We start from the raw sequence: 24,389 nt of genomic DNA, 5'->3' as shown, positions 1-24,389 counted from the left end.
AAAATAGCCGAAATGATCATTCCGCATTTTGGCTGAGGGCGTATACTGATCGGGCATAAGGAGTTCTCATGTCTGAATCAGTGTTGCGCCCAACCCATATTGAGTATGGTTCAAAATCGTTTACTGCGATTTTATGGTCATTGTTCTTTGCCGGTTTTGCATCATTTTCCTCTTTGTACTGTGTACAGCCGATGATGCCGATTTTCGCAAAATTCTTTCATGTCACCCCGACCCACAGTAGTTTTCCCTTATCCTTTTCGACCATTGCACTGGCGATTGGTTTGCTGTTTACCGGTTTTATTTCTGATCGCTTTGGGCGTAAACCGATCATGGTATTTGCTTTGGTTCTGGTCTCGATTTTATTGCTGATCAGTGCTTCTTTTCCTGTTTGGGAAATTTTCCTGACCACTCGTGTTTTGATTGGTTTGGCCGTGAGTGGTGTTGCCGCAGTGGCAATGACCTATATCGGAGAGGAGATTGCACAGCAGGATATCGGTTTTGCCATGGGCTTATATATTTCTGGTACAGCGATTGGGGGAATGGGGGGACGTCTGATCGCTGGTGTGTTGGTCGATTTTATTTCTTGGCAATCAGCGACTTATATTATTGGCTTTCTGAATCTGCTGATTGCCTGTTTATTCTATTTATTATTACCTAAATCACAGCATTTCAAGCCGTTCCCGTTTCGATTTTCACGTTTTAAAGCAGCGTTTGAGCAAAATTTAAAAGATCCCAAACTACGGATTTTATTTGCGCAAGGCTTTATTCTGATGGGCTGCCTGGTCACAGTATTTAACTATATCAGTTACCACTTATTAGAAGCGCCATTTCATTTATCGCAAACATGGATTGGTCTGATTTCAATTGCCTACTTGGCTGGAATTTATAGTTCACCTAAAGCTGCACAATGGGGCTTTAAATATGGGCGTGATAAAGTTCTGCCGGTTTTGTTAGTCATAATGATCATTGGTTTATTAATTACCTTGATTCCATCGCTTTGGACGATTTTATTGGGCCTTACCATTTTTACCTTTTCATTTTTTGCAGCGCATTCCACGGCCAGTAGCTGGGTGTCGGTGCAGGCAGTGCAATATCGTGCCGTGGCGTCTTCGCTGTATTTATTCTGCTATTACATCGGCTCGAGTTTACTGGGCAGTAGTGGTGGTTTAGTTTGGGAAAACTTTGGCTGGGGTGGAATTAATTTCATGGTTGCTGTGGTTTTAATGTTTGGGCTTTACTTGGCGGTGAAGTTAGCTCAATTTCCCCAAAATGGCTAAGCGATCTTGGCCTTGCTTAATCTTTGTACAAATAATTTGTTATCTCCTTGTTCCTGAATGTTTTATAAACAGGGAAAATGAATGAAATTCATGTTAAAATGATCGGCTTTCATCTTTAGATGTCTCTCCTCCATCTGCTAGCCGAGATTCGCAAGCCATGTCTACTGCCTACACCATGCAGACTGCGCCAAAAGCGCTGTTTGATTACGACAAATATTGGGCGTCGTGTTTTGAACCTGCACCATTTTTGCCGATGTCTCGAGAAGAAATGGATCTACTCGGCTGGGATGCATGTGACTTTATTCTGGTGTGTGGCGATGCCTATATTGACCATCCCTCTTTTGTATCGGGTGTGATTGGGCGTGTGCTTGAAGCTCAAGGCTTCCGTGTCGGGATTATTGCACAGCCAGACTGGACCAATGTGGAGAGTTTTCGTGTGCTCGGTAAGCCAACCATTGCATGGGGGGTGACTGCGGGCAACATGGATTCGATGATCAACCGTTATACGGCAGATCGTAAAATCCGTTCGGATGATGCCTATTCACCAAACAATGAGCCGAATAAACGTCCAGACCGTGCAGCAACAGTTTACTGTCAGCGTTGTCGTGAGGCTTTCCCAGATGTGCCAGTCTTGCTGGGTGGGATTGAAGGCAGCTTGCGTCGTATTGCACATTATGACTATTGGTCAGATAAAGTTCGCCGCTCTATTTTGATGGATTCTAAAGCTGATCTATTGATGTATGGCAATGGTGAACGTGCGATTATTGATGTCATGCATCGCTTAGCCAAGGGCGAGAAAATCCACGAGATTACCGATGTTCGTGGTACCGCATTTATTATTAATAAACACAATAAAGCCTCGAAAGCCAAATTCGTTGAAATCGCCAGCAATGATGTGGATACCATTGGACGTGTCGATCCAATTATCAATCCTTATGTCATGACTGAAGATATTGATGGCTGTGAAGTTGAAAAAGAAAAAGGCAACTCACTGGCACAATATCAAAACTTCCAAAAAGAAATTGTTGCCAATCCGATTGTTCGTGAAGGCGATCAGCTTGATCCAGATACCCAGATTGTGCAGTTAAAGCCTGCACCATCCAAAGCGATTAAACATAAATTGCCTCCACGTGAGTTGGCGGTGATTCGTTTACCTTCTTTTGAAGAGGTAGCTGATGATCATGTGCTATATGCACATGCCAACCGTATTTTGCATTTGGAAACCAATCCTGGTAATGCGCGTGCCTTGGTACAGCGTCATGGCGAACGTGATGTCTGGATCAATCCACCTCCAATTCCTCTGACGACGGAGGAAATGGATTATGTGTTTGACTTGCCTTACGCACGTCTCCCTCATCCGACCTATGAGAATGCGCGTTTCCCTGCTTTTGATATGATCAAATTCTCGGTCAATATCATGCGTGGTTGTTTTGGTGGTTGTACTTTCTGTTCGATCACTGAACATGAAGGCCGGATTATTCAAAACCGTTCGGAAGATTCAATTTTACGTGAAATTGAAAAGATCCGTGATACGGCACCCAACTTCACGGGCATTATCTCGGACTTAGGTGGTCCAACCGCCAACATGTACCGTTTACACTGTAACGATCCTGAGATCGAAAAGAATTGTCGTAAACCGTCTTGTGTCTATCCAGGAGTGTGTCAAAACCTACATACCGACCATGCACCTTTGGTTCAGCTGTATCGTAAAGCTCGTGAAATCAAAGGCGTGAAGAAGATTCTGATTGGTTCAGGGCTGCGTTATGACCTTGCAGTATTGAATCCTGAATATGTTAAAGAATTGGTGCAGCATCATGTCGGTGGTTATCTGAAAATTGCGCCTGAGCATACTGAAACTGGCCCGTTATCGAAGATGATGAAACCGGGGATTGGAACGTATGATCGTTTTAAACAAATGTTTGAGCGTTTCAGTAAGGAAGCTGGTAAGGAACAATATTTAATTCCATACTTCATTGCTGCGCATCCGGGTACCACGGATTATGACATGATGAATCTGGCAATTTGGTTGAAGAAGAATGGTTTCCGCGCCGATCAGGTTCAAACCTTCTATCCATCGCCAATGGCCACTGCGACCACCATGTATTATTCAGGTAAGAACCCGCTGTCTAAAGTGGCGCGCTATACTGAAAATGTCGATATCGTCAAAGGTGAAAAGCGTCGCCGTCTGCACAAGGCATTTTTACGTTATCATGATCCAAATAACTGGCCTTTATTGCGCGAAGCCTTGAAAGACATGGGGCGTGCCGATCTGATCGGTAACTCAAAACAGCATTTGATTCCAACCTATCAGCCGCAAGGTACAGCTGAGGGTGAATATAAATCAGCGCGCAAGAAGAACTCCTCTGTGGCGGGAGATTCGGCCAAACGTGGTCAGAGCCAATCTCGCCCACAATCAGGACAAAAGCGCCCACAGAAAGGACAGGTGTTAACTCAGCATAATGGCTTACCACCACGTGAAACAGGTGAGAAAAGACCATTCTCTGGTAAAACCAAGCCGAAAACCAAAGCAGCTCGTTAATTCGATATTACAGCAGGCATGATCCAGATCATGCCTGCTTTTTTTCGGCTCGGCATAAGCGCTCACAATTTGATCATAAAACTGTCGCCTAAGGAAACATAAACTGACAATAACGACTTGAATATTGAATAGCGAATGATTATAAATAAAGGGCAGAGGGCTTTTACGACTTAGGTCGTCTAGCAAAACACGATTAAAAAACTTAAGTTTGCACTGCAAAATGATTTTGCTATCGCTGTTCTTGATTAAAAAAATTGGCTTAAAGCCAAAATGATTATAAAAAATCTAAAGGGATTGGTTAGAAATGTATTATTTTATAACAATAGTTGGGCTGCTGTTAATCGCAGCGCTTGCGTTGCGCCGCCTACAACAAAACAGGCGTCAGGATAGTCCACTCAAACGTCGTGGTATTCTCAATATCGCTGAACAAATTACACTGATGCGTTTACAAGCGGTTTTGCCACGTCATACAGTCTTGGCACATGTTTCTTTTGATGCCTTACTTACCACTAAATTTGCCCACACACGGCGTAAATATCAAGGTTTGGTGGCCGACTTTGTGGTCTTAGACCAACAACACCAAGTGCTTGCAATTATTGAAATTGCCGACGAATCTTATGTCAATCGTCTACATCAAAAACATTATCAGGACAGCCTGTTGGAGTTAGCAGGCTATCGTGTGTTGCGCTATAGCAGTATTCCAACGGAACAAGAACTCAGACAAGATTTAGTGCCAGATCTGTTTGAACCTGCTTCAGTTGTAACTATCTCCACTTCTACTTCAATGTCGATGGCTAAAGCGGATCGAATGATGAAATATAATGAATTTGCGATGAAATCTTATTAATCTGGACGTACTGCAGTGACAGTCATCTCAACCAGTACATCTGGTGCGTAGAGTTTAGACTCGACGCAGGTACGTGCTGGCGGATGACCTGCTGCAATCCATGCATCCCAGACGCTATTCATGGCGGCATAATCTTTTTCGATGTCTTTTAAAAAGATAATCACTGATAAAATATGGGTCTTATCAGTTCCTGCTTCAGCAAGTAAGCGGTCAATATTGTCTAAGGTTTGCTGGGTCTGTGCAGTTACATCGACGCTGGTGTCATCTGCCAATTGACCTGCTAAATGAACTAGATTTCCTGAAATTGCGACTTCGCAATAACGTGAAGTGACATGAAGTCGTTGCACAGACATTGTTATTCCTGAATCAAAAAATATAGAGACTGGATTGTACTTGATGCGATTCAGGCACAGTGTAATTTTGTATAAATCAGGCTGAAAAAGTTTCTATTTCCATTAAATGGCGTTTTTTAAAAAATAAAATGCAGCTTTGTTGTGGGCAGATAACAATATTCCCCAGATTTAAAAACTGAATTTGAGCTTGTCGTAGCTGATTCAAGCAACTTGCAATAGAACTGTGTGCAGGACAAAGTTGTTTGAGTTGGCTTAATGCTGAATAAGTGGCTTGATACATCTTTTTATTCCTATGAAATTTTATCAAAAATGGGCGAAAGCATGGTTTCGCCCGACCCGAATAGTGTTAATACCTTGCTTGTTCAGATTGATACCAATTGACATGGACGAGTAAGAAACATGACAGAGGCAATCAAGCAAGGACAGGATTGAACGTAACAGCACAAACAACACAGCTTGTGACTATTGTAACCAGTGCAATATTTGTCCAGTCAGCTTGACGCTGCACCAGATCAACCCCCGTTGTTCTTGGCTTTGTTCTAAAAAAATCAAACGTATAGGTTTTTCCATCAATATTGAAGATTGGCTTGGCATTGAGCCCTCGCGCAGCTTAGAGCGAAAAAATAATTTCAGCTTGTTTCCAGAGATCATCACGTTGGGGTTCATGGGCAAGGTCATGAATCAGCTGTTGTTGATGGCTTTGATGTTTAGAGACCAAACTTGAAATAAAAAATAAACCGATATAAAAATCAGCAATAAAATCGCTCCGATTTTAAAACTAATGAAATTGTGGCGCATGTCACGGTTCATGGTAATATGACCAGTATCTCGATCGGAGATGCACTTCGGATGAGCTTAGTCTGAAGCTTAAGTGAAGTTTGTGTGAAGTGTGATCGTCAGAAGTACGCCTGCATGATGCGTGTGCAAGAAGTCGAGTGTATTGGCCTGAATATTCCGAATATTAATCTGACCTTGATGCTGTTGAATTATCTGCTTGACGATACTGAGGCCAATCCCAGTACTACGCTGCTGATTATGTGGGCGCGGCAGGGAAAAATAAGTTTCAAACACACGAGTCAAGGCGTATTCAGGAATGGACTCAGCTTCATTAAAAAACAATAGGGTAATACGGTCATGTACAGGATCTTGTTGAAGCTGAACAGCGATTTTTCCTTGTGCCGGACAAAAATCTCTGGCGTTGTCTAACAGATTATTCAATGCCTGTTTCAACCAAAATGGATCAGCATAGATTGAACAGTATTTAGGCAGGTCAAGCTGGATTTGGAGCTGTTTCCGTTGTAGCGCACTCAGTTGTTGCTGAACACACTGCTGAATCAGTTGATTCAGATCGACCGATTGAAACTCTAAGACATGCTGGTTTTTTTCGAGTCGTGTGAGTAGTAGCATCCGTTCAACCAAAGACTGCAAACGTTGGCTTTGCTCAACAATATGCAATGCAAATTGCTGTTGATCTGCCAAGGGTAAATCATCTTGAAGCAGTTCAGCGCTGGCTTGAATGGCAGTAAGCGGGCTTTTGAGTTCGTGGGTGAGTGTATTGACGTAGTTTTCCACATAGCCTCGATCTTCCAGCTTCTCTCGCATTTCACTCAGTGCCTGAGTCACTTGGTTGAGCTCTTTGGCGGAATAGAAGAATGGCGCCTGATTCACAGGTGCGAGTGCCTGCGCATAACGACGTACCCGATCAATACTATGTCTGAGCCAATAGGCCACCATACTGGCCAAGAGCAAACTGAGTGCTGCAATCCAGAGGGCCTGATAGATCAGTTGCTGTTCGGCACGCTCAATATAAGGCTGTACCGATTGATTGGGTTTGCCAATACTGACAACCCCCAATAATTGCTGATCATAAATAATAGGTGCTGCAATATGCATGACGCTGCTATTGTTGTCATAAGGATTGGTTGCAGTCGAACGTGCACCGTATTTGCCACGTAGGGTGAGGTAAACATCATTCCATTTAGAATAGTCTTGTCCGACGGCTTGCCCCTCTGAATCATAGGTTACAATACCTTTGGGATCAGTGATATACAGCTGTTGGTTAATTTGTTCTTTGCGATACTGCCAAATAGTGGCGTTTAGTTGACGGGATAACGCAGCCTGAATTTTTTGATCAAATGCTGGGGTGTCGACTTGGTGCTGATAGACATCTTCTGCAATTAACTGGGCAATGATATTGGCATTTTCAGCGAGAGTGTCTTCAACCACTTGCCGTACATTCGGTTTGACTTGTTGAGTCAGGGTATAGGCGATAAAGCCTAGACTTAGTACCACCACCAAGCTAAAGAAAAACCAGATACGGACAAAGATCGACATGCTTTAGCTCAACTTTGCCAAACTATAGCCAAAACCACGATGGGTACGAATTGGGTCATCCTGTGGGGTAATCTGTTTGAGTTTCTGCCTTAAACTTTTAATATGAGTATCAACCGTGCGCTCCAGACTATGCTCTGGATATTCCCAAATATGATCCATCAATTGTTGGCGACTAAATACTTGCTCTGGATGTTGAATCAGTAGCAATAACAAGCGATATTCATAACGCGTAAGCTGTAGCACTTGCCCATGATAATGAATTTGTAAAGTGTGTGGATTACATGACCATGTTGAAGATTGTACAATAATTTCAGTTTCCGTCATTGCTACAGACGCTATAACAGGCTCAGTTTGAATTTCCATTCTGCGCCAAACGGCCTTAATCCGCGCAACAATCTCACGTGCGCTAAAGGGTTTCGTGCAATAATCGTCGGCACCGATTTCGAGGCCGACGACCCGATCAATTTCATCATCACGCGCTGTTAAGAACAGTAAAGGGGTGTGGTCTTTCTGGCGCAGTTGTTTACAGACTTCAAAGCCATTTAGATCTGGTAGGCCTATATCTAGAATAATAAAATCAAAGGATTGCTGTGCCAGAAGTTGTAGTGCTTGTGTACCAGTATGAACCCAACTGACGGACCAGCCTTCGCGCTCAAGTGCATAACGCAGGGGCAGGACGATTGCAGCTTCATCTTCAACACAGAGAATTTGTTTTTGCTTCATAAGGCAGTTGTCATACAGAATTTTCTAGTTTTCTCTGCTGAGTTTAACTGAAGTCACGAAGTGCGTAATGGGAAATATTGATTTTTTTCTAGGAAAAAAGAGGGCAGAGAAAGAAGACCTGAAGCGCCCTGTAATCTTCGGATTTGATCGTCACGCCAACCACAGGAGCAGATGCTAAAAGTGAGGTTTTCTTTAGCAAAGCGAATAACAAGGATAATGTTATTGCGTTACTTAGAGTACTGAAAACTGGATAAAAAGCAAACATAATTTTCAGCATAGATGATATTTTTGTGTAAAAAACAGCACTACCATAAAGAAAGTTGTGATTCTTCTTGTACCGCTTGCAACTGATATACGCCGACGCCAACCAGACGAAATTGGGATTCTGGGTCAATATGCATTTCATCCAATAGTTGCAGTATCACTTGTCCCAAGTCCTGTTGCGATTGTAGTGCCTGTTTAAAACTTTTACTGTGTTGCAGCACCTGGAAATTTTTAAGTTTCAGTTTGATGGTTACGCCGCGAGCAGTCAGCTGTTTCTTATTCAAGCTGCGCCAGACTTGTTCGGTCAAAGGCTGCCACGCATGGCTGCATTGAGCAAAAGTATAATCTTCATCAAAGGTAATTTCTTTGGAAATCTGCTGACGCTCCCGTTCTGCTTTGACGGGACGATGATCAATACCCTGCGCATATAAATACAGTTGTTTGCCATATTTACCAAAATGATGAATCAGCACATTTTCTTCAATTTTTTGCAGATCACCCAAGGTATGTAAATTCAGTTGTTGCAGTCGTTCCTGAGTGACTTTACCCACTCCCGGAATTTTATTCAGTGCCAAATCCTGAATAAAACTGAGCACTTGATGGGGCTTAATCACAAATAAGCCATTAGGTTTGTTCCAGTCCGAGGCAATCTTGGCCAAGAACTTATTCGGTGCGACGCCTGCCGAAGCGGTAAGTCCAGTGACTGCAAAAATATCTGCACGAATTTGTGCCGCTACTTCGGTGGCACTGGGGATATTCTTCAGGTTTTCAGTGACATCCAGATAGGCTTCGTCTAAAGACAGGGGCTCGATTAACGTCGTATATTGCTGAAAAATCTGATGGATTTGTGCTGAAACTTCACGATATTTTTCAAAATTGGGCTCAATCACCACCACCTGTGGACACAGTTTTCTGGCTTGACCCATCGACATGGCAGAACGTAACCCAAAAACACGGGCTGGATAAGACGCTGCAGCAATGACCGCACGAGGATGATGGGACGACACCACCACAGGCAAATCTTTTAGCTCAGGGCGATTTTTGAGCTCAACCGAGGCATAGAAGGCATCCATATCGATATGGATAATTTTACGTAGCTCATTTGGCATCTTCGATGCCCTGTGCTTTTAGAAACATGCGCCATTGTTTCGGTGATTCTGCATAAACATTTAAATCGACGGCTTTGGGCACGCCTGAGATTTTGCCTTGGCTACTATGTTGCCAAAACAGCCATTGCCGGCCATCTTTAAGCTCAGGTTTACCCTCATAGTCTCTAACCCATAACGGGGTGTTGTTAAAATTTCCCATTAAGACAATATGATAAAAACTTTTGGAAATATAAAAAATCGGTTGTTTGCCATAATGCCGATGGAGTTGATCATGCATGACCTGAATTTCTTTTAACAGCTGCTCTTTGGTATAGGTATTGATGCAGTTACTGTCATATTCCAAATCGATCACCGGTGGCAAAGCATCTGCTTTGTTTGGAACGGTGGCAATAAAGTTTTCGGCCTGAATGGCGCCGTCACGGCATAGGCGGTAGAAATGATAAGCACCGACATGTAAGCCCTGTTCGCGTGCTTTAAGCCAGTTTTGCTGGAAGTTCTGATCTTTAAAATCACCGCCTTCGGTGGCTTTAAGATAGACAAAGTGATATTGCCTTGGAGAGATTTTTTTCCAGTTAATCTCACCTTGATGGTGGGAAACATCAAAACCACGGATGGAATAATCTTGGGCAACAGCCTTTTGCTGATAGAACAATCCAAAGTAGCTGACCGCTCCAAGCATCACGGCTAACCCGATACTGGCATAGGTCGGATAATGTTGTGCAAACTGAGATTTCGCGGATTTTTTTACCATATCGTTCAGGATTATGCGATATCTAAAGAGGAGTTAGATTTACAGTATTGATCATGTAGGGATTGTACTCGTTTTGCCTTGAGATTGATGGCCTGACTGCCCAATTGTGCCACAAATCGGCAAGAAGCATAATGTTCAGCCTGCCGTTGATAATCTTGAACCCACTTCGCCCGAATGGCTTGTCTTTCCGCACTGACTGGCCATACTCCTAAGCGTAAACGGTTGATACCGATCCGCCATGGCTTTGGGCTGATTCTGGCACGGAAACAGTTCTGATTTTTGCACATACGGACATAATTGGGATCGGCTTGGATCGCATCAAAAAGGAGCTGGGCCATCTCGCCATTCGGTTGGAAGATCTGGTGCATCACTAAGATTCGATAACCTTTGGGAGTGCGATAGACGCGTAAATGCCAGCTTGGGTGTTGTGTCGAGAACTGTTGAATACGTTTTAAAGTCCGCTGTTCTGGACGACCTGCAAATTGAGTTTGGATACGGGCCAGTCCTTTGGTGAGAAGCTCTGTAAATAGAAGGGTGATGACAGCACCTATACCGAAGATCAACCATGACATCAAGTAGGTTGCAGCTGCGATTGAGCTCAGCAACAGGATTAAAAATGCAATCAAACGAAGTTTAAAAGACGGTGTATCAATAAAATCAATATCTGCAAATAATACATCTGGAGTGTTTAAACATAAGGCACCATAGGCATTGCGTGTGATAATCACATCATCATGCTGAGCAATGATTTCTTCTCGAATGGGTAAGCCTTCTGCACCGTTATAAGCAACTTTATGATCAATACGATGAATATTTTCTCCGGCTTTGATCTTTGCAATTGCTTCGGCAAGGCGTTGCTCAGCATGTGCTTGGGCTGCATCAGGGTCTTGATTTGACCAGCCAAAACGTTTGAGTGAGTATTGGCGACCTGCAATCTTGGTTTTGATTTTGGCTTCAGCCCAATGCTGAGGAATAATCATGTCATTTTCCTTATTCTTTTCATTTGTTTGAGGCGTGATCTCTTGACTTATTCGGTCGTTTCTTTGGGAATCTGCCAAAACACCATTGCTGTAATAATATTGATACAGCCCAGTGTAATCAGCGTGGCATGAAACGCAGTACTAATCGATGCTGTTGTAAAGTATTGACCAAATACATTGATCAGTGTTCCTGCCAGCGCCACGCCAATACTCATCGAGAGCATCATAATCATAGACAAGAAGCTATTACCACTGCTGGCATCCTGTTGCGGCAAATCTTTTAGGGTGAGTGTATTCATGCCGACAAATTGCAAGGAATTGAGTGTGCCAAAAATAAACAGGTGCAGTACCTTCAACCCAAGCGGGGTTGCTGCGGTCATGAGTGAAAAGCTGGCAATACATAAGCCGACCAGAACCGTATTGGTCAGCAGAAAACGGCGATAACCCACATGCTGAATGAGTGGCCTTACGATCGGTTTGGAAAATAATGAGCCTAAAACCATTGGAATCATCATCAAACCCGTGATGAAAGGTTCAAAGCCAAAGGCAACCTGCAGCATCAAAGGCAAAATAAAGGGAATGGCATTACTGCCCAAACGGGCAAAGAAATTGCCCAGCACCCCGATAGAGAAAATCTTGTAGCGGAATAAGCGGCCATGAAAGAGCGCATTTTGATGGCTGTGGGCATGATAAGCATAGCCCACGGTCGCAATTAGCCCGCCTGCCAGTAATACCAGACTGACCAGACGTGAATATTGTGAAGCCGCAATATTTTCAATGCCTAAAGATAGGCCCACCATTGCCACCATTAATAAAATAAAGCCACTGAAGTCAAACGCTTTTACCGTAGGTTCTTTTTGATTTGGCATGACTTTTAGGGTCATGATCATGCCCAGCACGCCCATTGGAATATTGATGAGGAAAATCCAGTGCCATGTTGTGACTTCAACCAGCCATCCGCCTAAGGTTGGCCCCAGCAAGGGACCGACCAGACCTGCAAGGCTCATTAAGCTCATGGCAGACAGGAATTGTGTGCGTGGGATCAGCTTTAACAGGGCTAAACGCCCGACAGGCATGAGTAAGGCGCCGCCAAGGCCTTGTATCACGCGAAAGAATAACAGTTGTTCCAGATTTTGGGAGAGACCACAGCCGAGAGAGGCCAGACTAAAAATCACCATGGAACTGAGATAGGTATTCCGGATACCGAAGCGATCCGCCAGCCAGCCACTCAGTGGAATACAGGCTGCAACCGACAGCACATAGGCCACAATGACACTATGCATTTGCAATGGGTTTTCATTGAGCTGTACGGCCATCGCTGGAATTGCCGTATTGACGATGGTGGTATCCAAGGCTTGCATAAAAAAGCCAATCGAGACTAAGAGCACCAATAGACGAAATTCAGGCTGTACTGCTTGATGTGTTGTTGTCATGAGCCATGATGAATAAAAAGCCAGTTTTAGTTTAATGCAACTGTGTGTGAAATAAAGACAAAAATTGTCAAGGAGTGGTCATGGAAATGACATTAGAGTGTCATCGAACTTGAAACTCAATGGACTAGATTAGCCTTACAAAATGAATTGTATGGAATTTGATCATGAAATTTAGGATTTCAGTTTTACTGACCGCAATACTGTCTGTGGGGTTGGTGGCGTGTAATGATGACAATGACAACAAGAGCAACCCGGCTGAGGTGGTTGAGCCGACGCCAAATACCATCAAACTGAGTTTGCTAGGACGTTACGAGACTAACGTTTTTGCCAAAAGCGCAGCAGAAATTCCAGCCTATGATGCTGCGACAAAACGTCTGTTTGTGGTCAACGCACAGAAAGGTTTAGTGGATGTTTTAGATGCATCTAAACCTGAAAAGCCCATCCATATTGCAGAACTTTCTGCACGAACCTATTTAGCCAATTCAGACGTCAATAGTGTTGCGGTGAAAAATGGCATTGTTGCACTCGCCGTTCAAGCTGAAAACAAAACCGATGCAGGGATGGTGGTCTTTTTCAATGCCAAAGATTTAAGTTTTATCAGTCAGGTTACCGTGGGTTCTTTGCCTGATATGTTGACCTTTAGCCCTGATGGCAAAACCGTCTTGGTGGCCAATGAAGGCGAGCCGAATGATGATTATTCAGTTGATCCTGAAGGATCAGTCAGCATTATTGATGTCAGTAATATTCAGCAACCAAAAGTAAATACGGCTGATTTTAAGGCGTGGAATACGCAGAAAGCAGATTTGCTTGCCAAAGGTGTACGTATTTTTGGGCCCAATGCAAGCGTGGCTCAAGACTTGGAGCCGGAATATATTACTGTTGCCGCAGACAGTAAAACGGCTTGGGTGACCTTACAAGAAAATAATGCCATTGCGCGGATTGATATTGCGCAAAAGAAAGTCACGGATATTTATCCTTTGGGTTATAAAGATCACGGTCAAGTCGGTAATGAGCTCGATGTCAGTGATAAAGACAAGAAGATTGATATCAAGACCTGGGCGGGGCTGGTCGGGATGTACCAACCTGACTCGATTGCCAGTTATCAAGCCAATGGTCAAACCTATTTGGTCACGGCCAATGAAGGGGATAGCCGTGAGTGGTTAAAAGATTCCAAAGCCTATTATGCAGGCGATGCCAGTAAAGGCTTTGTTGAAAATATCCGAATGAAGCATCTGTTTAACAGCAAAGGCTTTAATACGGGTGGCGATTACCCAGCACATTTACAACAACTTGCGGTCGGGGTGAAGGGTGCCAAACTCAATCCAGTGACTTTTGCATATTGTGGCGCAACGGCGACAGCCGCAGGTGCTTGCCGTGAGGATGCGCAATTAGGCCGTCTTAACATCGCATGGAATATGGGCTATCAGACCAATGCGGATGGTTCTCCGAAACTGGATGCCAATGGTTTGCTCACATATGACAAGCTCTATGCTTATGGTGCACGTTCATTCAGTATCTGGAATACCCAAGGTCAGTTGGTCTGGGATTCAGGCAGTGAGTTTGAAAAGAAAACGGCTGAACTGTTCCCTGAATATTTTAACAGTGATCATGAAGCGGTTGCCTTTGATGACCGTAGTGATAATAAAGGCCCTGAACCAGAAGGGGTTACAATTGGCACAATTGGTCAAAAAACCTTTGCTTTTATCGGCTTGGAACGGATGAGTGGTATTATGGTGTATGACATCAGCACACCGAATAAACCAAAATTTATTGAATATTTTACCTCGCGTCATTTTGCTGAGACGGATATTGCCAAACAGGGAGATTTAGGGCCTGAAGGCCTGATCTTTATTGCAGCTAAAGACTCACCAAACGGCAAGCCTTTATTGGTCGTCGGCAATGAAGTGAGTGGTTCAACCGCGGTGTACCAAGTAAATGTGCAATAAATCAATGTGAGAGATAAAAAAAAAAGCGGATCGATGTGATCCGCTTTTTATTGGTCGGTTTCAGACTTCGATATGGCTGGGCGTGTTTAAGTTTTTAATCACACTTGAAATCTGTTCCAGTGTTTCGCAAATAATCACTTTGGCACGATGCTGCGGCGGTAAGAAGCCTTCTTCAACCGCATGATCCAGCTGGGCAATCAGCGCATCATAAAAACGATTGACGTTATAGATAATCATCGGTTTCTGATGCTGATTGAGTTGTCCCCAAGTCGCAATTTCCAGAATTTCTTCAAAAGTGCCTAAACCACCCGGTAAGGCAATAAAGGCACTGGCACGTTCAGCCATCAGTGCCTTACGTTCATGCATACTGTTAACGATATGTAGTTCGGTCAGTTTATGGTGAGCGATTTCATAGTCCAGCATAAACTCTGGAATCACGCCGACCACTTCACCCGCATGTTCCAGTACGGTATCAGCCACTTGGCCCATCAAGCCAATGCTGGCACCGCCATAGACAATCCCAAAGCCCTGATTGGCAATATGCTGGGCAAGTTCAATGGCTTTGTCTCGATAAATCGGTTTGTTGCCTGTACGCGAACCGCAATAGAGGGCAATCAGAGATTGAGTGGTTATGGGAGTCGGGTTAATGCTTTTTTTCTCTGTCATTCTTAATACACTATTCATTCGTTTATTTTCACCTTATCATTTTCACTGTGCTTGTCTAGGCTAAATCAGGTTTGTGACAGTTTTATGCACATTTTACATACAATGGACTTTTGGCGTGCCTCGAAAGAATTTGACAAAATCATCCACATAAAAAAGATGAATTTCACTGCAATCTTGCCTATACTGAAAATCCTTTTATTAATTTATGTACCTCTATGAGTAGTGGTTGTTGTCGCTCCGCATTGTTCTTATTTCCTAAAAAAAATGTTTTGGCTCCTAGTGCCAGCCTTTTAAAATCTCAACTTCATAACAATATTGCTGATTTTGCAGAGGAGTCACCTCAATGATTCTGGAATGGATGTCAGATCCTGCTGCTTGGGTTGGCTTAGCTACATTGGTGGTGCTTGAAATTGTATTGGGTATTGATAACCTTGTTTTTATTGCAATTTTAGCCGAAAAATTACCACCCGAACAACGGAATGCTGCGCGTAAGATTGGTTTGCTGCTGGCCCTGATAATGCGTTTGATCTTGCTGGCCTCGATCGCATGGGTCGTGACATTAACCACACCGCTGTTCCATATTTTTGATCATCCCTTTTCTGGACGTGACTTGATTCTACTGTTTGGTGGTGTGTTCTTGTTATTTAAAGGCACCATGGAACTGCATGAACGAATCGAAGGAAAGCAAGCACATAAAGAAGAAAATCCGGTGCATGCCGTGTTCTGGATGGTGGTGGTGCAGATCGTGGTGCTGGATGCGGTTTTCTCACTCGACAGCGTCATCACTGCCGTGGGGATGGTGAAAGAGCTTTCGGTGATGATGATCGCGGTCACGATTGCAATCGGCATCATGTTGTTGGCTTCACGCCCGTTAATGGACTTTGTTAATAAGCATCCGACCGTGGTGATTCTGTGTCTTGGCTTCCTGATGATGATTGGTTTCTCATTGGTGGTCGAAGGCTTTGGTTTCCATATCCCGAAAGGTTATTTGTATGCTGCGATCGGTTTCTCTGTGCTGGTGGAAATGGTGAACCAAACCATGCGCCGTAACCAAGAGAAATTGGTCACCACGACAGATTTACGTTATCGCACTGCTTCTGCGGTACTGCGTATGCTCGGCAGTAAGGGCAGTGGTAACGAAGGTCAGCATAAAGAAACTGAAGATGTTTTAGCAACACAGGCTTATGCCAAAGAAGTCTTTGATGAAGACAATGGGGTCTATCATAGTGTCTTGGTACAAGGTGTGCTGGGTTTATCCGAGCGTCCAGTCAAGTCAGTGATGACGCCACGCCCAGAGTTGGAATGGCTGGATTTAGATGATGATCCTGCCGAGCTAAAAGAACGTTTAATGGCGATGACCCATTCACGTTTGATCATTGCACGTGGTGAGTTGGACAATATTGAAGGTGTTGTTTTAACGCATAAAGTGTTGAATGAATACATTGAAACCGGGGCGATTGATTTTACTAAGCACTTACGTGAACCTGTGATTGTGCATGAGAATGCGCAAGTGTTGATGGTGATGGAACAGTTACGTCAAGCACCGTTGCAAATGGCGATTGTCTTGAATGAATATGGTTCAATTGAAGGTATTGCCACACCAATTGATATGCTGGAAGCGATCGCAGGTGAATTTCCTGACGAAGATGAATTAGAAGCAACAGCGGAAAGTCTGGATGACGGTTCGATGTTACTGGAAGGTTCAACTGATATTCGCCATGTGTCTTTGCTATTGGGCAAAGACTTGGTTGATGAAAGTGAAGAATATTCTACGTTGTCTGGCTATATCCTGTTCCACTTGGGTCGTTTACCTGAAAATGGTGACATGATCGAAGTCGATGGCTATCGTTTTGAAGTGGTCACAATGGATGGGCACAAAATCGAAAAAGTGCGCATTATTGCCAAAGAAAAACCTGTAGAGAAATAATGTAGTCGTTCCCGAATAGCCCTGAGTTTGACCTTTGTTTCGCAATGGTCTGGTTCAGGGCTATTTTATTTGAGAGTTGAAAATGACGTTGTCACAACACTGTCCTTGCGGGCAGGGGCAATATGCTGAGTGCTGCCAGCCCTTACATTTAAAACAGCAGGTCGCGCAAACTGCAGAGCAATTGATGCGCTCGCGTTATAGTGCCTTTGCCTTGCAGCAGATCGACTATATTCTGCAAACCACCGCTTTGGGCCAACAAACCGCTTTAGATCGAGCTGCGATTGCAGACTGGAGTCAATCGAATCAATGGCTCAAACTGGATGTCGTGCAACATCAGCCCAAGCTGGATAAAACCCATGCGCTGGTTGAGTTCAAGGCACATTATCATGATGGCAAGCAAGCGCATATTCATCATGAGATTTCACATTTTGTATTACACCAACAGCAGTGGTATTTCCTTGATCCGACGCTGGATCTGCAAATCACCATGAAACAACCCTGCGTTTGTGGCTCGGGGAAAAAATTTAAACAATGTTGTGCACAATTCATCTAAGTTTGTCTTAGAATAGCGCACACTTTTACGCCTGATTTAGGGATGTAGGCAGATGTTACTCACCGTAATTTATATTATTGCCATTACTGCGGAAGCAATGACGGGCGCACTGTCAGCGGGGCGACGCAGTATGGACTGGTTTGGTGTGGTACTGATTGCCTGTGTCACGGCATTGGGCGGTGGCTCGGTACGTGATGTGCTATTAGGGCATTATCCGTTGACTTGGGTGAAACATCCTGAATATTTGGTGCTGACCTGTATTGCCGCTTTTGTCACCATTATTATTGCCAAATGGATGCGCCATCTGCGCAATATCTTCTTGGTTCTAGATGCCTTGGGCTTAATTGGCTTTACTATTATTGGCTGTCAGATTGCTTTGTCGATGGGACATGGTTTTGTGGTGTCTGCGGTTGCAGGGGTACTCACTGGGGTGTCGGGCGGTATTTTGCGTGATATCTTGTGTAATGATGTACCGTTGGTGTTCCGCCGTGAGTTGTATGCCAGTATTTCCTTTGTCGCCGTGATTTGTTATTGGGTGTGTTTGGAAGTTGGTTTACCACATGATCTGACTGTAATTTTGACTTTGGTCTTTGGTTTTACGCTACGTTTGATTGCGATTTATTTTGGGCTGGAAATGCCGAAATTTATCTATAAGGAAGATGATGCAGAATCTGCTTCCTCAACAGATGAGCATTGATCTATTTAAGTCAAAAGAAAAATCTTTGAAAAGAAGTGAATGTATATAGCAAAAATATAGCCTTGAATAGCGGCGTCATGCCGCTTGTCAGCTTATAAATCTTGAAGAATGTTTAAGTTTTGAGGGCTTGAAATCCTTCTAAGACACCATTTGACGTTTAAACAACAACAAGGGCTTGTCACAACGCCTTCATCCACATAGCATACAAAGCATTGACGATAATAAATGATTTTGGATGACTCGCTGAAATGACCAGCCTTGCACATCATGCAACAGAAAACCGTTCCGTAGCCGAATTCACTGAGCAGGCTTACTTGAACTATGCCATGTACGTGATTATGGATCGTGCATTGCCCCATATCAGTGATGGTTTAAAACCTGTACAGCGCCGTATTGTTTATGCGATGAGCGAGCTGGGCTTAAAGTCGACCGGTAAACCGAAAAAATCGGCGCGTACCGTGGGAGACGTACTTGGTAAATACCATCCACATGGTGACTCCGCTTGTTATGAAGCGATGGTGTTGATGGCACAGCCATTTAGCTATCGCTATCCATTGGTTGAAGGTCAGGGCAACTGGGGTTCACCCGATGATCCAAAATCATTTGCGGCTATGCGTTATACCGAAGCTAAACTGTCCGCATATAGTGAGTTATTACTGAGCGAGCTCGGGCAAGGTACCAGTGAATGGCAGGATAACTTTGATGGTTCAATGAAAGAGCCGATTACTTTACCTGCACGTGTGCCGAATATCTTGCTGAATGGTACCACGGGGATTGCGGTGGGAATGGCGACGGATATCCCGCCACATAACTTACGTGAAGTGGTAAAAGGGACGATCGCACTGATTCGTAATCCTGAAACCACTGATGAAAAATTAGCAGAATATATTCCTGCACCAGATTTACCGACCAAAGCAGAGATTATTACTCCGCCTGAAGAACTGCTTAAAATTCAAACCACAGGTCGTGGTAGCTATCGTATGCGTGCCGTGTACACGGTCGATAAGAATGAAATCGTGATTACTGAATTACCTTATCAGGTTTCTGGTTCAAAGGTAATTACTCAAATCGCCGATCAGATGATTGCCAAGAAATTGCCTTTGGTCAGTGATGTTCGTGATGAATCCGACCATGCCAATCCTACTCGTTTGGTGATTGTGCTACGTTCTAATCGTGTTGATGCAGAAACGGTGATGAGTCATTTGTTTGCAACCACGGATTTAGAGTCCAGCTATCGTGTTAACTTGAACATGATTGGGGCCGATGGCCGCCCGCAAGTGAAATCGATTCGCCGTATCTTGTTAGAGTGGATTGAGATCCGTAAGCAAACGGTAACGCGTCGTTTGCAGTATCATTTAAATAAAATCGAAAAACGCCTGCATATCTTGGCAGGTCTTTTAATTGCTTATCTCGATATTGATACCGTGATTCGGATTATCCGTGAAGAAGATCAACCGAAACCTGTATTGATGCAGCATTTTGGGATTGATGATATTCAAGCCGAAGCGATTCTAGAGCTGAAACTGCGCCATTTGGCCAAGCTTGAAGAGATGGAAATTCGCCGTGAGCAAGAAGAACTGGAAGCAAAAGCGGCGATTATTCGCGAGCAATTGGCCAATCCAGAATCATTAAAAAATCTGATTATCAATGAATTGAAAGAAGATGCGAAAAAGTTCGGTGATGATCGCCGTTCACCAATGGTCGTCCGTGCAGACGCCGTCCAGATTAAAGAACAGGATTTGATGCCAGCAGAAGCCGTGACCGTGGTCTTGTCCGAAGCAGGTTGGGTCCGTGCAGCCAAAGGTGCTGAAGTGGATGCGGCTAATCTCAACTTCCGAGCGGGTGACCAGTATTTAAGTCATGCGGTTGGTAAAACCAATCAACGGGTGTACTTTTTAGATGAAACGGGGCGCAGTTATGCCTTGCCAATTAGCAGCCTCCCTTCAGCGCGTGGCTTTGGTGAACCTTTGAGTTCCAAACTGTCACCAGCAAGCGGTGTTTCATTTATTCAAGTCTTGGTGGACGATGACCAGAATGAATTACTGGTTGCCAGTTCCAAAGGTTATGGTTTTAAAACCCAAGTTGCACAACTGGATACCAATGCCAAAGCAGGCAAGACTTTCTTGACAGTTGCAGATAAGGCAACAGCTCTGCCATTACTCCCAATCCAGCAAGCAACCCACGTTGCCATACTGAGTTCATCAGGACGATTGCTGATTATTGATTTAGCAGAACTTCCTGTACTGAATAAAGGTAAAGGTAACAAGTTGATACAACTTGATGAAAAAGAGCAAATTTTATCCATGACAACCCTAACGTTAGATGAAATAATCCAAGTCGCTGCAGGACAACAGCACCTCAAACTGAAAGGGGATGATCTCCAAAAATATCTAGGAAAAAGAGCAACAAAGGGGCAACTTTTACCACGCGGATATCAAAAAGCAAATAGACTCTTCATTCAGAGATAAGGCTAGTATTCTGTGATACAAATACGTTATATATGACAATGTATTCATATTGTTTGGATAGGTTGACAGGGCAATTCAAAAAGTTAAAAAAAATGTTTTGTCATGGACGTAACGTTGTTACATTTTTAAGGATTACCACTCGGAGATAATGGCATTATGGAAAAGATTTGGTTTGCTGAATACCAAAAGACAGGAATTCCAGAAACAGTTGAACTGCCTGCTGAAAACACCTCACTTGTTGATATTTTTGAACGCAATTTCCAAAAATTTGGTTCACGTGATGCCTTTATCTTCATGGATAAAGTTTTAACGTTTAATGAATTAGAAGTCGCTAGTCGTCAATTTGCAACCTATTTACAAACGCTGGGTTTAGCCAAAGGCGCTCGTGTTGCGGTGATGATGCCGAACGTTTTTCAATATCCAGTGGTTGCTTTAGGGGTATTCCGTGCAGGTTTAGTCCTTGTTAACGTGAACCCATTGTATACAGCGCGTGAGCTTGAGCATCAATTGAATGACTCTGGTGCAGAAGCCTTGGTCATTATTGAAAACTTTGCCAGTGTTTATCAAAGCATTCTTGGTAAGACCCCTGTGAAGCATGTCGTGGTGGCTTCAGTGGGTGATATGCTGGGCGCATTGAAAGGCACATTGGTCAACTTTGTGTTGCGTAAAGTACGTAAACAGATTCCAGCATGGAATATCCCAGGCCATACCAAATTCAATGCCGCATTAAATAAAGCCAATCCAAGTAACTACAAACGTCCAAGCCTCACTTTAAGCGATACAGCAGTATTGCAATACACAGGTGGTACCACTGGTGTGTCGAAAGGGGCTGAATTGACCCATCGAAACCTTGTGGCGAACTTGCTTCAGTGCGAAGCGATCTTCTCAAGTAAGTTTGGTAGTTCTGATAGCGCGAAGGGTGACCGTATCGTTTGTGCATTGCCGCTCTATCATATCTTTGCATTTATGGTGTGCGCGCTTTACGGTATGTACAAAGGTCAAGCCAATATCTTGATTCCAAATCCACGTGATCTACCAGCAGTGGTTGGTGAATTACGTAAATATCAACCTTCATTCTTCCCAGCAGTAAATACTTTATTCAATGCTTTGGTGAATAACGAAGAATTCAAACAGCTTGATCATAGCAATCTGAAGATGGCGATGGGCGGTGGTATGGCAGTATTGCCATCAACTGCAGCAGCTTGGAAAAAGATCACAGGCACAACCATTATCGAAGGTTATGGCTTGTCTGAAACGTCTCCTGTTGCAACGGCAAACCCACCTGCAAGCACTGAATTTAGTGGCACGATCGGTATTCCATTGCCATTGACTGAAGTGGCGATTTTAGATGACGACGGTAACGAAGTTGCACTCGGCGAACAAGGTGAAATTTCGATTCGTGGTCCACAAGTCATGAAAGGCTATTGGAACCGTCCAGACGAAACCGCGAAAGTGATGACCGCTGATAACTTCTTCCGTACGGGTGATATCGGTGTGATGGATTCGCGTGGTTATGTGAAGATTGTTGACCGTAAGAAAGACATGATCTTGGTGTCTGGTTTTAACGTTTATCCAAGTGAAATTGAAGAAGTCATTGCCAAACATCCAAAAGTATTGGAAGTGGCTGCGATTGGCGTGCCTGATGAAAAATCAGGTGAAGTGCCGAAACTCTTCATTGTGAAGAAAGATCCATCATTAACGACTGAAGAAATCATTGCTTATGCAAAACAAAACTTAACGGGTTATAAGTGCCCACGTTATGTTGAGTTTATGGAAGAGTTACCGAAATCAAACGTCGGTAAAATCTTACGTAAAGATTTACGTAAACCAGCTTAAGTACATCGCTGAAAAAACGCCGCAATCGCGGCGTTTTTTTATTTGGATTTATTTAGTACCATTTGACTTCATGAGCCAGCGATCGATATAAGGACGTCCGATCCCGACAATGCCGACAAATACCATCATTGTGGCCAATTGAAAACGTAATCGGGTGGCATCAATACCATTAAAACTAAAATAATTATCAGCAACCGCATACAGCGCAATGACTGCGAGCCAATGCCACAGTGTTAAGCGATAAATACCAACTGCATAAAAGGCAATGCTTAGGATCACAAAGGTCCCCAAAGTTGACTGCCAATTGAGATTGGCACAAATCACACTGAGCAGAAATGCCATGATTGGAAGCACGACTTTCAAGACACGATCAACTAAAAGCTGATGTTGTCGTTGTTGTGCGAGCACATCAAACATTTCTTTTTGATCGGGTTGTCGCATAGCTTGACCTTAAAACTGTATGAAAAAACACAACTTTTACACAAACATCCTGTGTAAAAGAAACGCTTGTTGAACAAGCACAAATGAAAGTTCAATAAATTATAGATTATGATAGCATGATCAGAAGAACTTCAAATGATGGATCTCAGCATGCAAGGTATTAGCGGCATTATATTGATGATTATAGTCGCATGTTTGTTGCCGTATGTATTTACCTTGATTGCGAAATCAAAAGGTGGTTTTCAGGCAAAAGATAATCAAAATCCGCGTGAATTTTTAGCCAAAACAACGGGATTATCTGCACGGGCAAATGCGGTGCAGCAAAATAGCTTTGAAAGTCTACCGTTATTTATTGCTGCCATTTTGATGGCTGAGTACATGGTGGTACCAGAGCGATTTATTTTTACCTTAGGCTGGGCCTATATCGTATTTCGCGTGATTTATGGGATTTGTTATTTAGCTAATCTTGCAACTTTACGCTCCATCATCTGGTTTTTCTCTCTACTTTGTCCAATTTTACTGTTTGTGATCACAATCAAAATGACTTAGTCGTGGCTGGCGATAAAATTCGCCAGCTCGGCGTATATCTAGCATCATTTTCATTGTATTCACGTTATAATCTGTCCGATTTAAATCTGACTTCACAATATAAACGAGTGTTGATATGAGCTATAGCAATATTCCTGCGGGTAAAGACGCACCAAACGACATCTATGTCATCATTGAAATTCCTGCAAATGCAGCGCCAATCAAATATGAAATTGATAAAGATTCAGATGCATTATTTGTAGACCGTTTCATGGGTACAGCAATGTTCTACCCAGCAAACTACGGTTATGTGCCAAATACATTGTCAGAAGATGGTGACCCATTAGACGTACTTGTTGTAACCCCACATCCTGTTGCTGCGGGTTCTGTGATTCGTTGCCGCCCAGTGGGTAAATTGAAAATGGAAGATGATGGTGGTATTGATGCGAAATTGATCGCGGTTCCACACGAAAAATTATCTCCACTTTATAAAGACGTTCAAGAATATACGGATCTTCCACCGTTATTGATCAGCCAAGTGGAGCATTTCTTTGCTCACTATAAAGATTTAGAGCCTGGTAAGTGGGTAAAAATCAGTGGCTGGGAAGGTGCTGATGTGGCGAAAGCTGAAGTGCTTAAAGCGATTGAAGCGGCTAAAAAGTAATTTTGGTCGGCGTGATCAGCTGCTTTTTGTTTAGTTGCTGGTCATAAAAAACC

Annotated in this window: 21 protein-coding genes and 1 pseudogene; 11 read left to right on the top strand and 11 right to left on the bottom strand. The window is 43.5% G+C overall.

What is annotated here, in order from left to right; translation table 11 throughout:
* The first annotated feature begins 68 nt into the window (after window positions 1-68).
* The 3 genes from F895_RS11965 to F895_RS11975 all read left to right on the top strand — a co-directional run bounded on the left by F895_RS11965 (window position 69) and on the right by F895_RS11975 (window position 4,663).
* Complete coding sequence (locus F895_RS11965; protein ID WP_005240332.1) at window positions 69-1,277, top strand: MFS transporter; 1,209 nt, start codon at window positions 69-71, stop codon at window positions 1,275-1,277.
* Between the two features lie 157 nt (window positions 1,278-1,434).
* Entirely contained in the window at window positions 1,435-3,816 is a 2,382-nt protein-coding gene (locus F895_RS11970; protein ID WP_005240331.1) for a YgiQ family radical SAM protein, read from the top strand.
* Window positions 3,817-4,120: 304 nt separating this feature from the next.
* On the top strand, window positions 4,121-4,663 hold the full coding sequence (locus tag F895_RS11975; RefSeq protein ID WP_005240330.1) for a DUF2726 domain-containing protein: 543 nt from the start codon (window positions 4,121-4,123) through the stop codon (window positions 4,661-4,663).
* Here F895_RS11975 and F895_RS11980 read toward each other — a convergent pair.
* From F895_RS11980 to mdtD, 9 genes and pseudogenes are all read right to left on the bottom strand, one after another.
* Complete coding sequence (locus F895_RS11980) at window positions 4,660-5,016, bottom strand: RidA family protein (protein WP_005240329.1); 357 nt, start codon at window positions 5,014-5,016, stop codon at window positions 4,660-4,662. The two genes, F895_RS11975 and F895_RS11980, sit on opposite strands and share 4 nt — an antisense overlap.
* A gap of 76 nt (window positions 5,017-5,092) precedes the next feature.
* Window positions 5,093-5,296, bottom strand: a complete 204-nt coding sequence (locus tag F895_RS20245; RefSeq protein ID WP_005240328.1) for a hypothetical protein — start codon at window positions 5,294-5,296, stop codon at window positions 5,093-5,095.
* A gap of 225 nt (window positions 5,297-5,521) precedes the next feature.
* A pseudogene (locus F895_RS20240) lies at window positions 5,522-5,814 on the bottom strand (hypothetical protein); the annotation flags it as partial.
* Window positions 5,815-5,883: 69 nt separating this feature from the next.
* On the bottom strand, window positions 5,884-7,350 hold the full coding sequence (creC, locus tag F895_RS11990) for a two-component system sensor histidine kinase CreC (RefSeq protein ID WP_005240327.1): 1,467 nt from the start codon (window positions 7,348-7,350) through the stop codon (window positions 5,884-5,886).
* A gap of 3 nt (window positions 7,351-7,353) precedes the next feature.
* Window positions 7,354-8,073, bottom strand: a complete 720-nt coding sequence (gene creB, locus F895_RS11995) for a two-component system response regulator CreB (protein WP_005240326.1) — start codon at window positions 8,071-8,073, stop codon at window positions 7,354-7,356.
* Between the two features lie 305 nt (window positions 8,074-8,378).
* Window positions 8,379-9,446: a DNA polymerase IV gene (dinB, locus tag F895_RS12000; protein ID WP_005240324.1), complete on the bottom strand. Its 1,068-nt coding sequence runs from the start codon at window positions 9,444-9,446 to the stop codon at window positions 8,379-8,381.
* Complete coding sequence (locus tag F895_RS12005; RefSeq protein WP_005240322.1) at window positions 9,436-10,197, bottom strand: glycoside hydrolase family 25 protein; 762 nt, start codon at window positions 10,195-10,197, stop codon at window positions 9,436-9,438. The genes dinB and F895_RS12005 overlap by 11 nt, the downstream gene beginning before the upstream one ends.
* Before the next feature lie 11 nt (window positions 10,198-10,208).
* Window positions 10,209-11,177, bottom strand: a complete 969-nt coding sequence (locus tag F895_RS12010) for a hypothetical protein (RefSeq protein ID WP_005240321.1) — start codon at window positions 11,175-11,177, stop codon at window positions 10,209-10,211.
* Window positions 11,178-11,224: 47 nt separating this feature from the next.
* Window positions 11,225-12,610: a multidrug transporter subunit MdtD gene (gene mdtD, locus F895_RS12015; protein WP_005240318.1), complete on the bottom strand. Its 1,386-nt coding sequence runs from the start codon at window positions 12,608-12,610 to the stop codon at window positions 11,225-11,227.
* Window positions 12,611-12,774: 164 nt separating this feature from the next.
* Here mdtD and F895_RS12020 point away from each other — a divergent pair, with 164 nt between their 5' ends.
* Window positions 12,775-14,556 carry a choice-of-anchor I family protein gene (locus tag F895_RS12020; RefSeq protein ID WP_005240316.1) on the top strand — a complete coding sequence of 594 codons (1,782 nt, stop codon included), beginning with the start codon at window positions 12,775-12,777 and terminating at the stop codon, window positions 14,554-14,556.
* 60 nt (window positions 14,557-14,616) lie between these two features.
* Here the strand turns inward: F895_RS12020 and F895_RS12025 are convergent, their stop codons facing one another.
* The gene (locus F895_RS12025) at window positions 14,617-15,240 is read right to left on the bottom strand and encodes an LOG family protein (RefSeq protein WP_005240314.1); all 624 of its coding nucleotides are present in this window, start codon (window positions 15,238-15,240) and stop codon (window positions 14,617-14,619) included.
* A gap of 325 nt (window positions 15,241-15,565) precedes the next feature.
* On the opposite strand from F895_RS12025, the gene F895_RS12030 reads away from it, so the two are divergent.
* From F895_RS12030 to F895_RS12050, 5 genes are all read left to right on the top strand, one after another.
* Window positions 15,566-17,149 carry a TerC family protein gene (locus F895_RS12030; protein WP_005240311.1) on the top strand — a complete coding sequence of 528 codons (1,584 nt, stop codon included), beginning with the start codon at window positions 15,566-15,568 and terminating at the stop codon, window positions 17,147-17,149.
* 82 nt (window positions 17,150-17,231) lie between these two features.
* A complete protein-coding gene (locus F895_RS12035; protein ID WP_005240309.1) occupies window positions 17,232-17,702 on the top strand; it encodes a YchJ family protein in 471 nt (156 codons plus the stop codon).
* A gap of 52 nt (window positions 17,703-17,754) precedes the next feature.
* A complete protein-coding gene (locus F895_RS12040) occupies window positions 17,755-18,399 on the top strand; it encodes a trimeric intracellular cation channel family protein (protein ID WP_004656399.1) in 645 nt (214 codons plus the stop codon).
* A gap of 248 nt (window positions 18,400-18,647) precedes the next feature.
* Window positions 18,648-20,867 (top strand): DNA topoisomerase IV subunit A, encoded by a 2,220-nt coding sequence (parC, locus tag F895_RS12045; RefSeq protein ID WP_005240306.1) that lies wholly within the window; start codon window positions 18,648-18,650, stop codon window positions 20,865-20,867.
* Between the two features lie 156 nt (window positions 20,868-21,023).
* A complete protein-coding gene (locus tag F895_RS12050) occupies window positions 21,024-22,703 on the top strand; it encodes a long-chain-fatty-acid--CoA ligase (protein WP_005240304.1) in 1,680 nt (559 codons plus the stop codon).
* Between the two features lie 48 nt (window positions 22,704-22,751).
* Here the strand turns inward: F895_RS12050 and F895_RS12055 are convergent, their stop codons facing one another.
* Entirely contained in the window at window positions 22,752-23,144 is a 393-nt protein-coding gene (locus F895_RS12055; RefSeq protein WP_005240303.1) for a hypothetical protein, read from the bottom strand.
* A gap of 150 nt (window positions 23,145-23,294) precedes the next feature.
* Here F895_RS12055 and F895_RS12060 point away from each other — a divergent pair, with 150 nt between their 5' ends.
* Window positions 23,295-23,693 carry an MAPEG family protein gene (locus tag F895_RS12060; protein WP_005240301.1) on the top strand — a complete coding sequence of 133 codons (399 nt, stop codon included), beginning with the start codon at window positions 23,295-23,297 and terminating at the stop codon, window positions 23,691-23,693.
* 115 nt (window positions 23,694-23,808) lie between these two features.
* A complete protein-coding gene (gene ppa / locus F895_RS12065; RefSeq protein WP_004656389.1) occupies window positions 23,809-24,336 on the top strand; it encodes an inorganic diphosphatase in 528 nt (175 codons plus the stop codon).
* Window positions 24,337-24,389: the final 53 nt, after the last annotated feature.

Source organism: Acinetobacter sp. CIP 64.2 (assembly GCF_000369645.1).
GTDB lineage: Bacteria > Pseudomonadota > Gammaproteobacteria > Pseudomonadales > Moraxellaceae > Acinetobacter.
The sequence above is the reverse complement of the archived record's forward strand: the minus strand, read 5'-3'. Positions and strand labels throughout refer to the sequence as shown.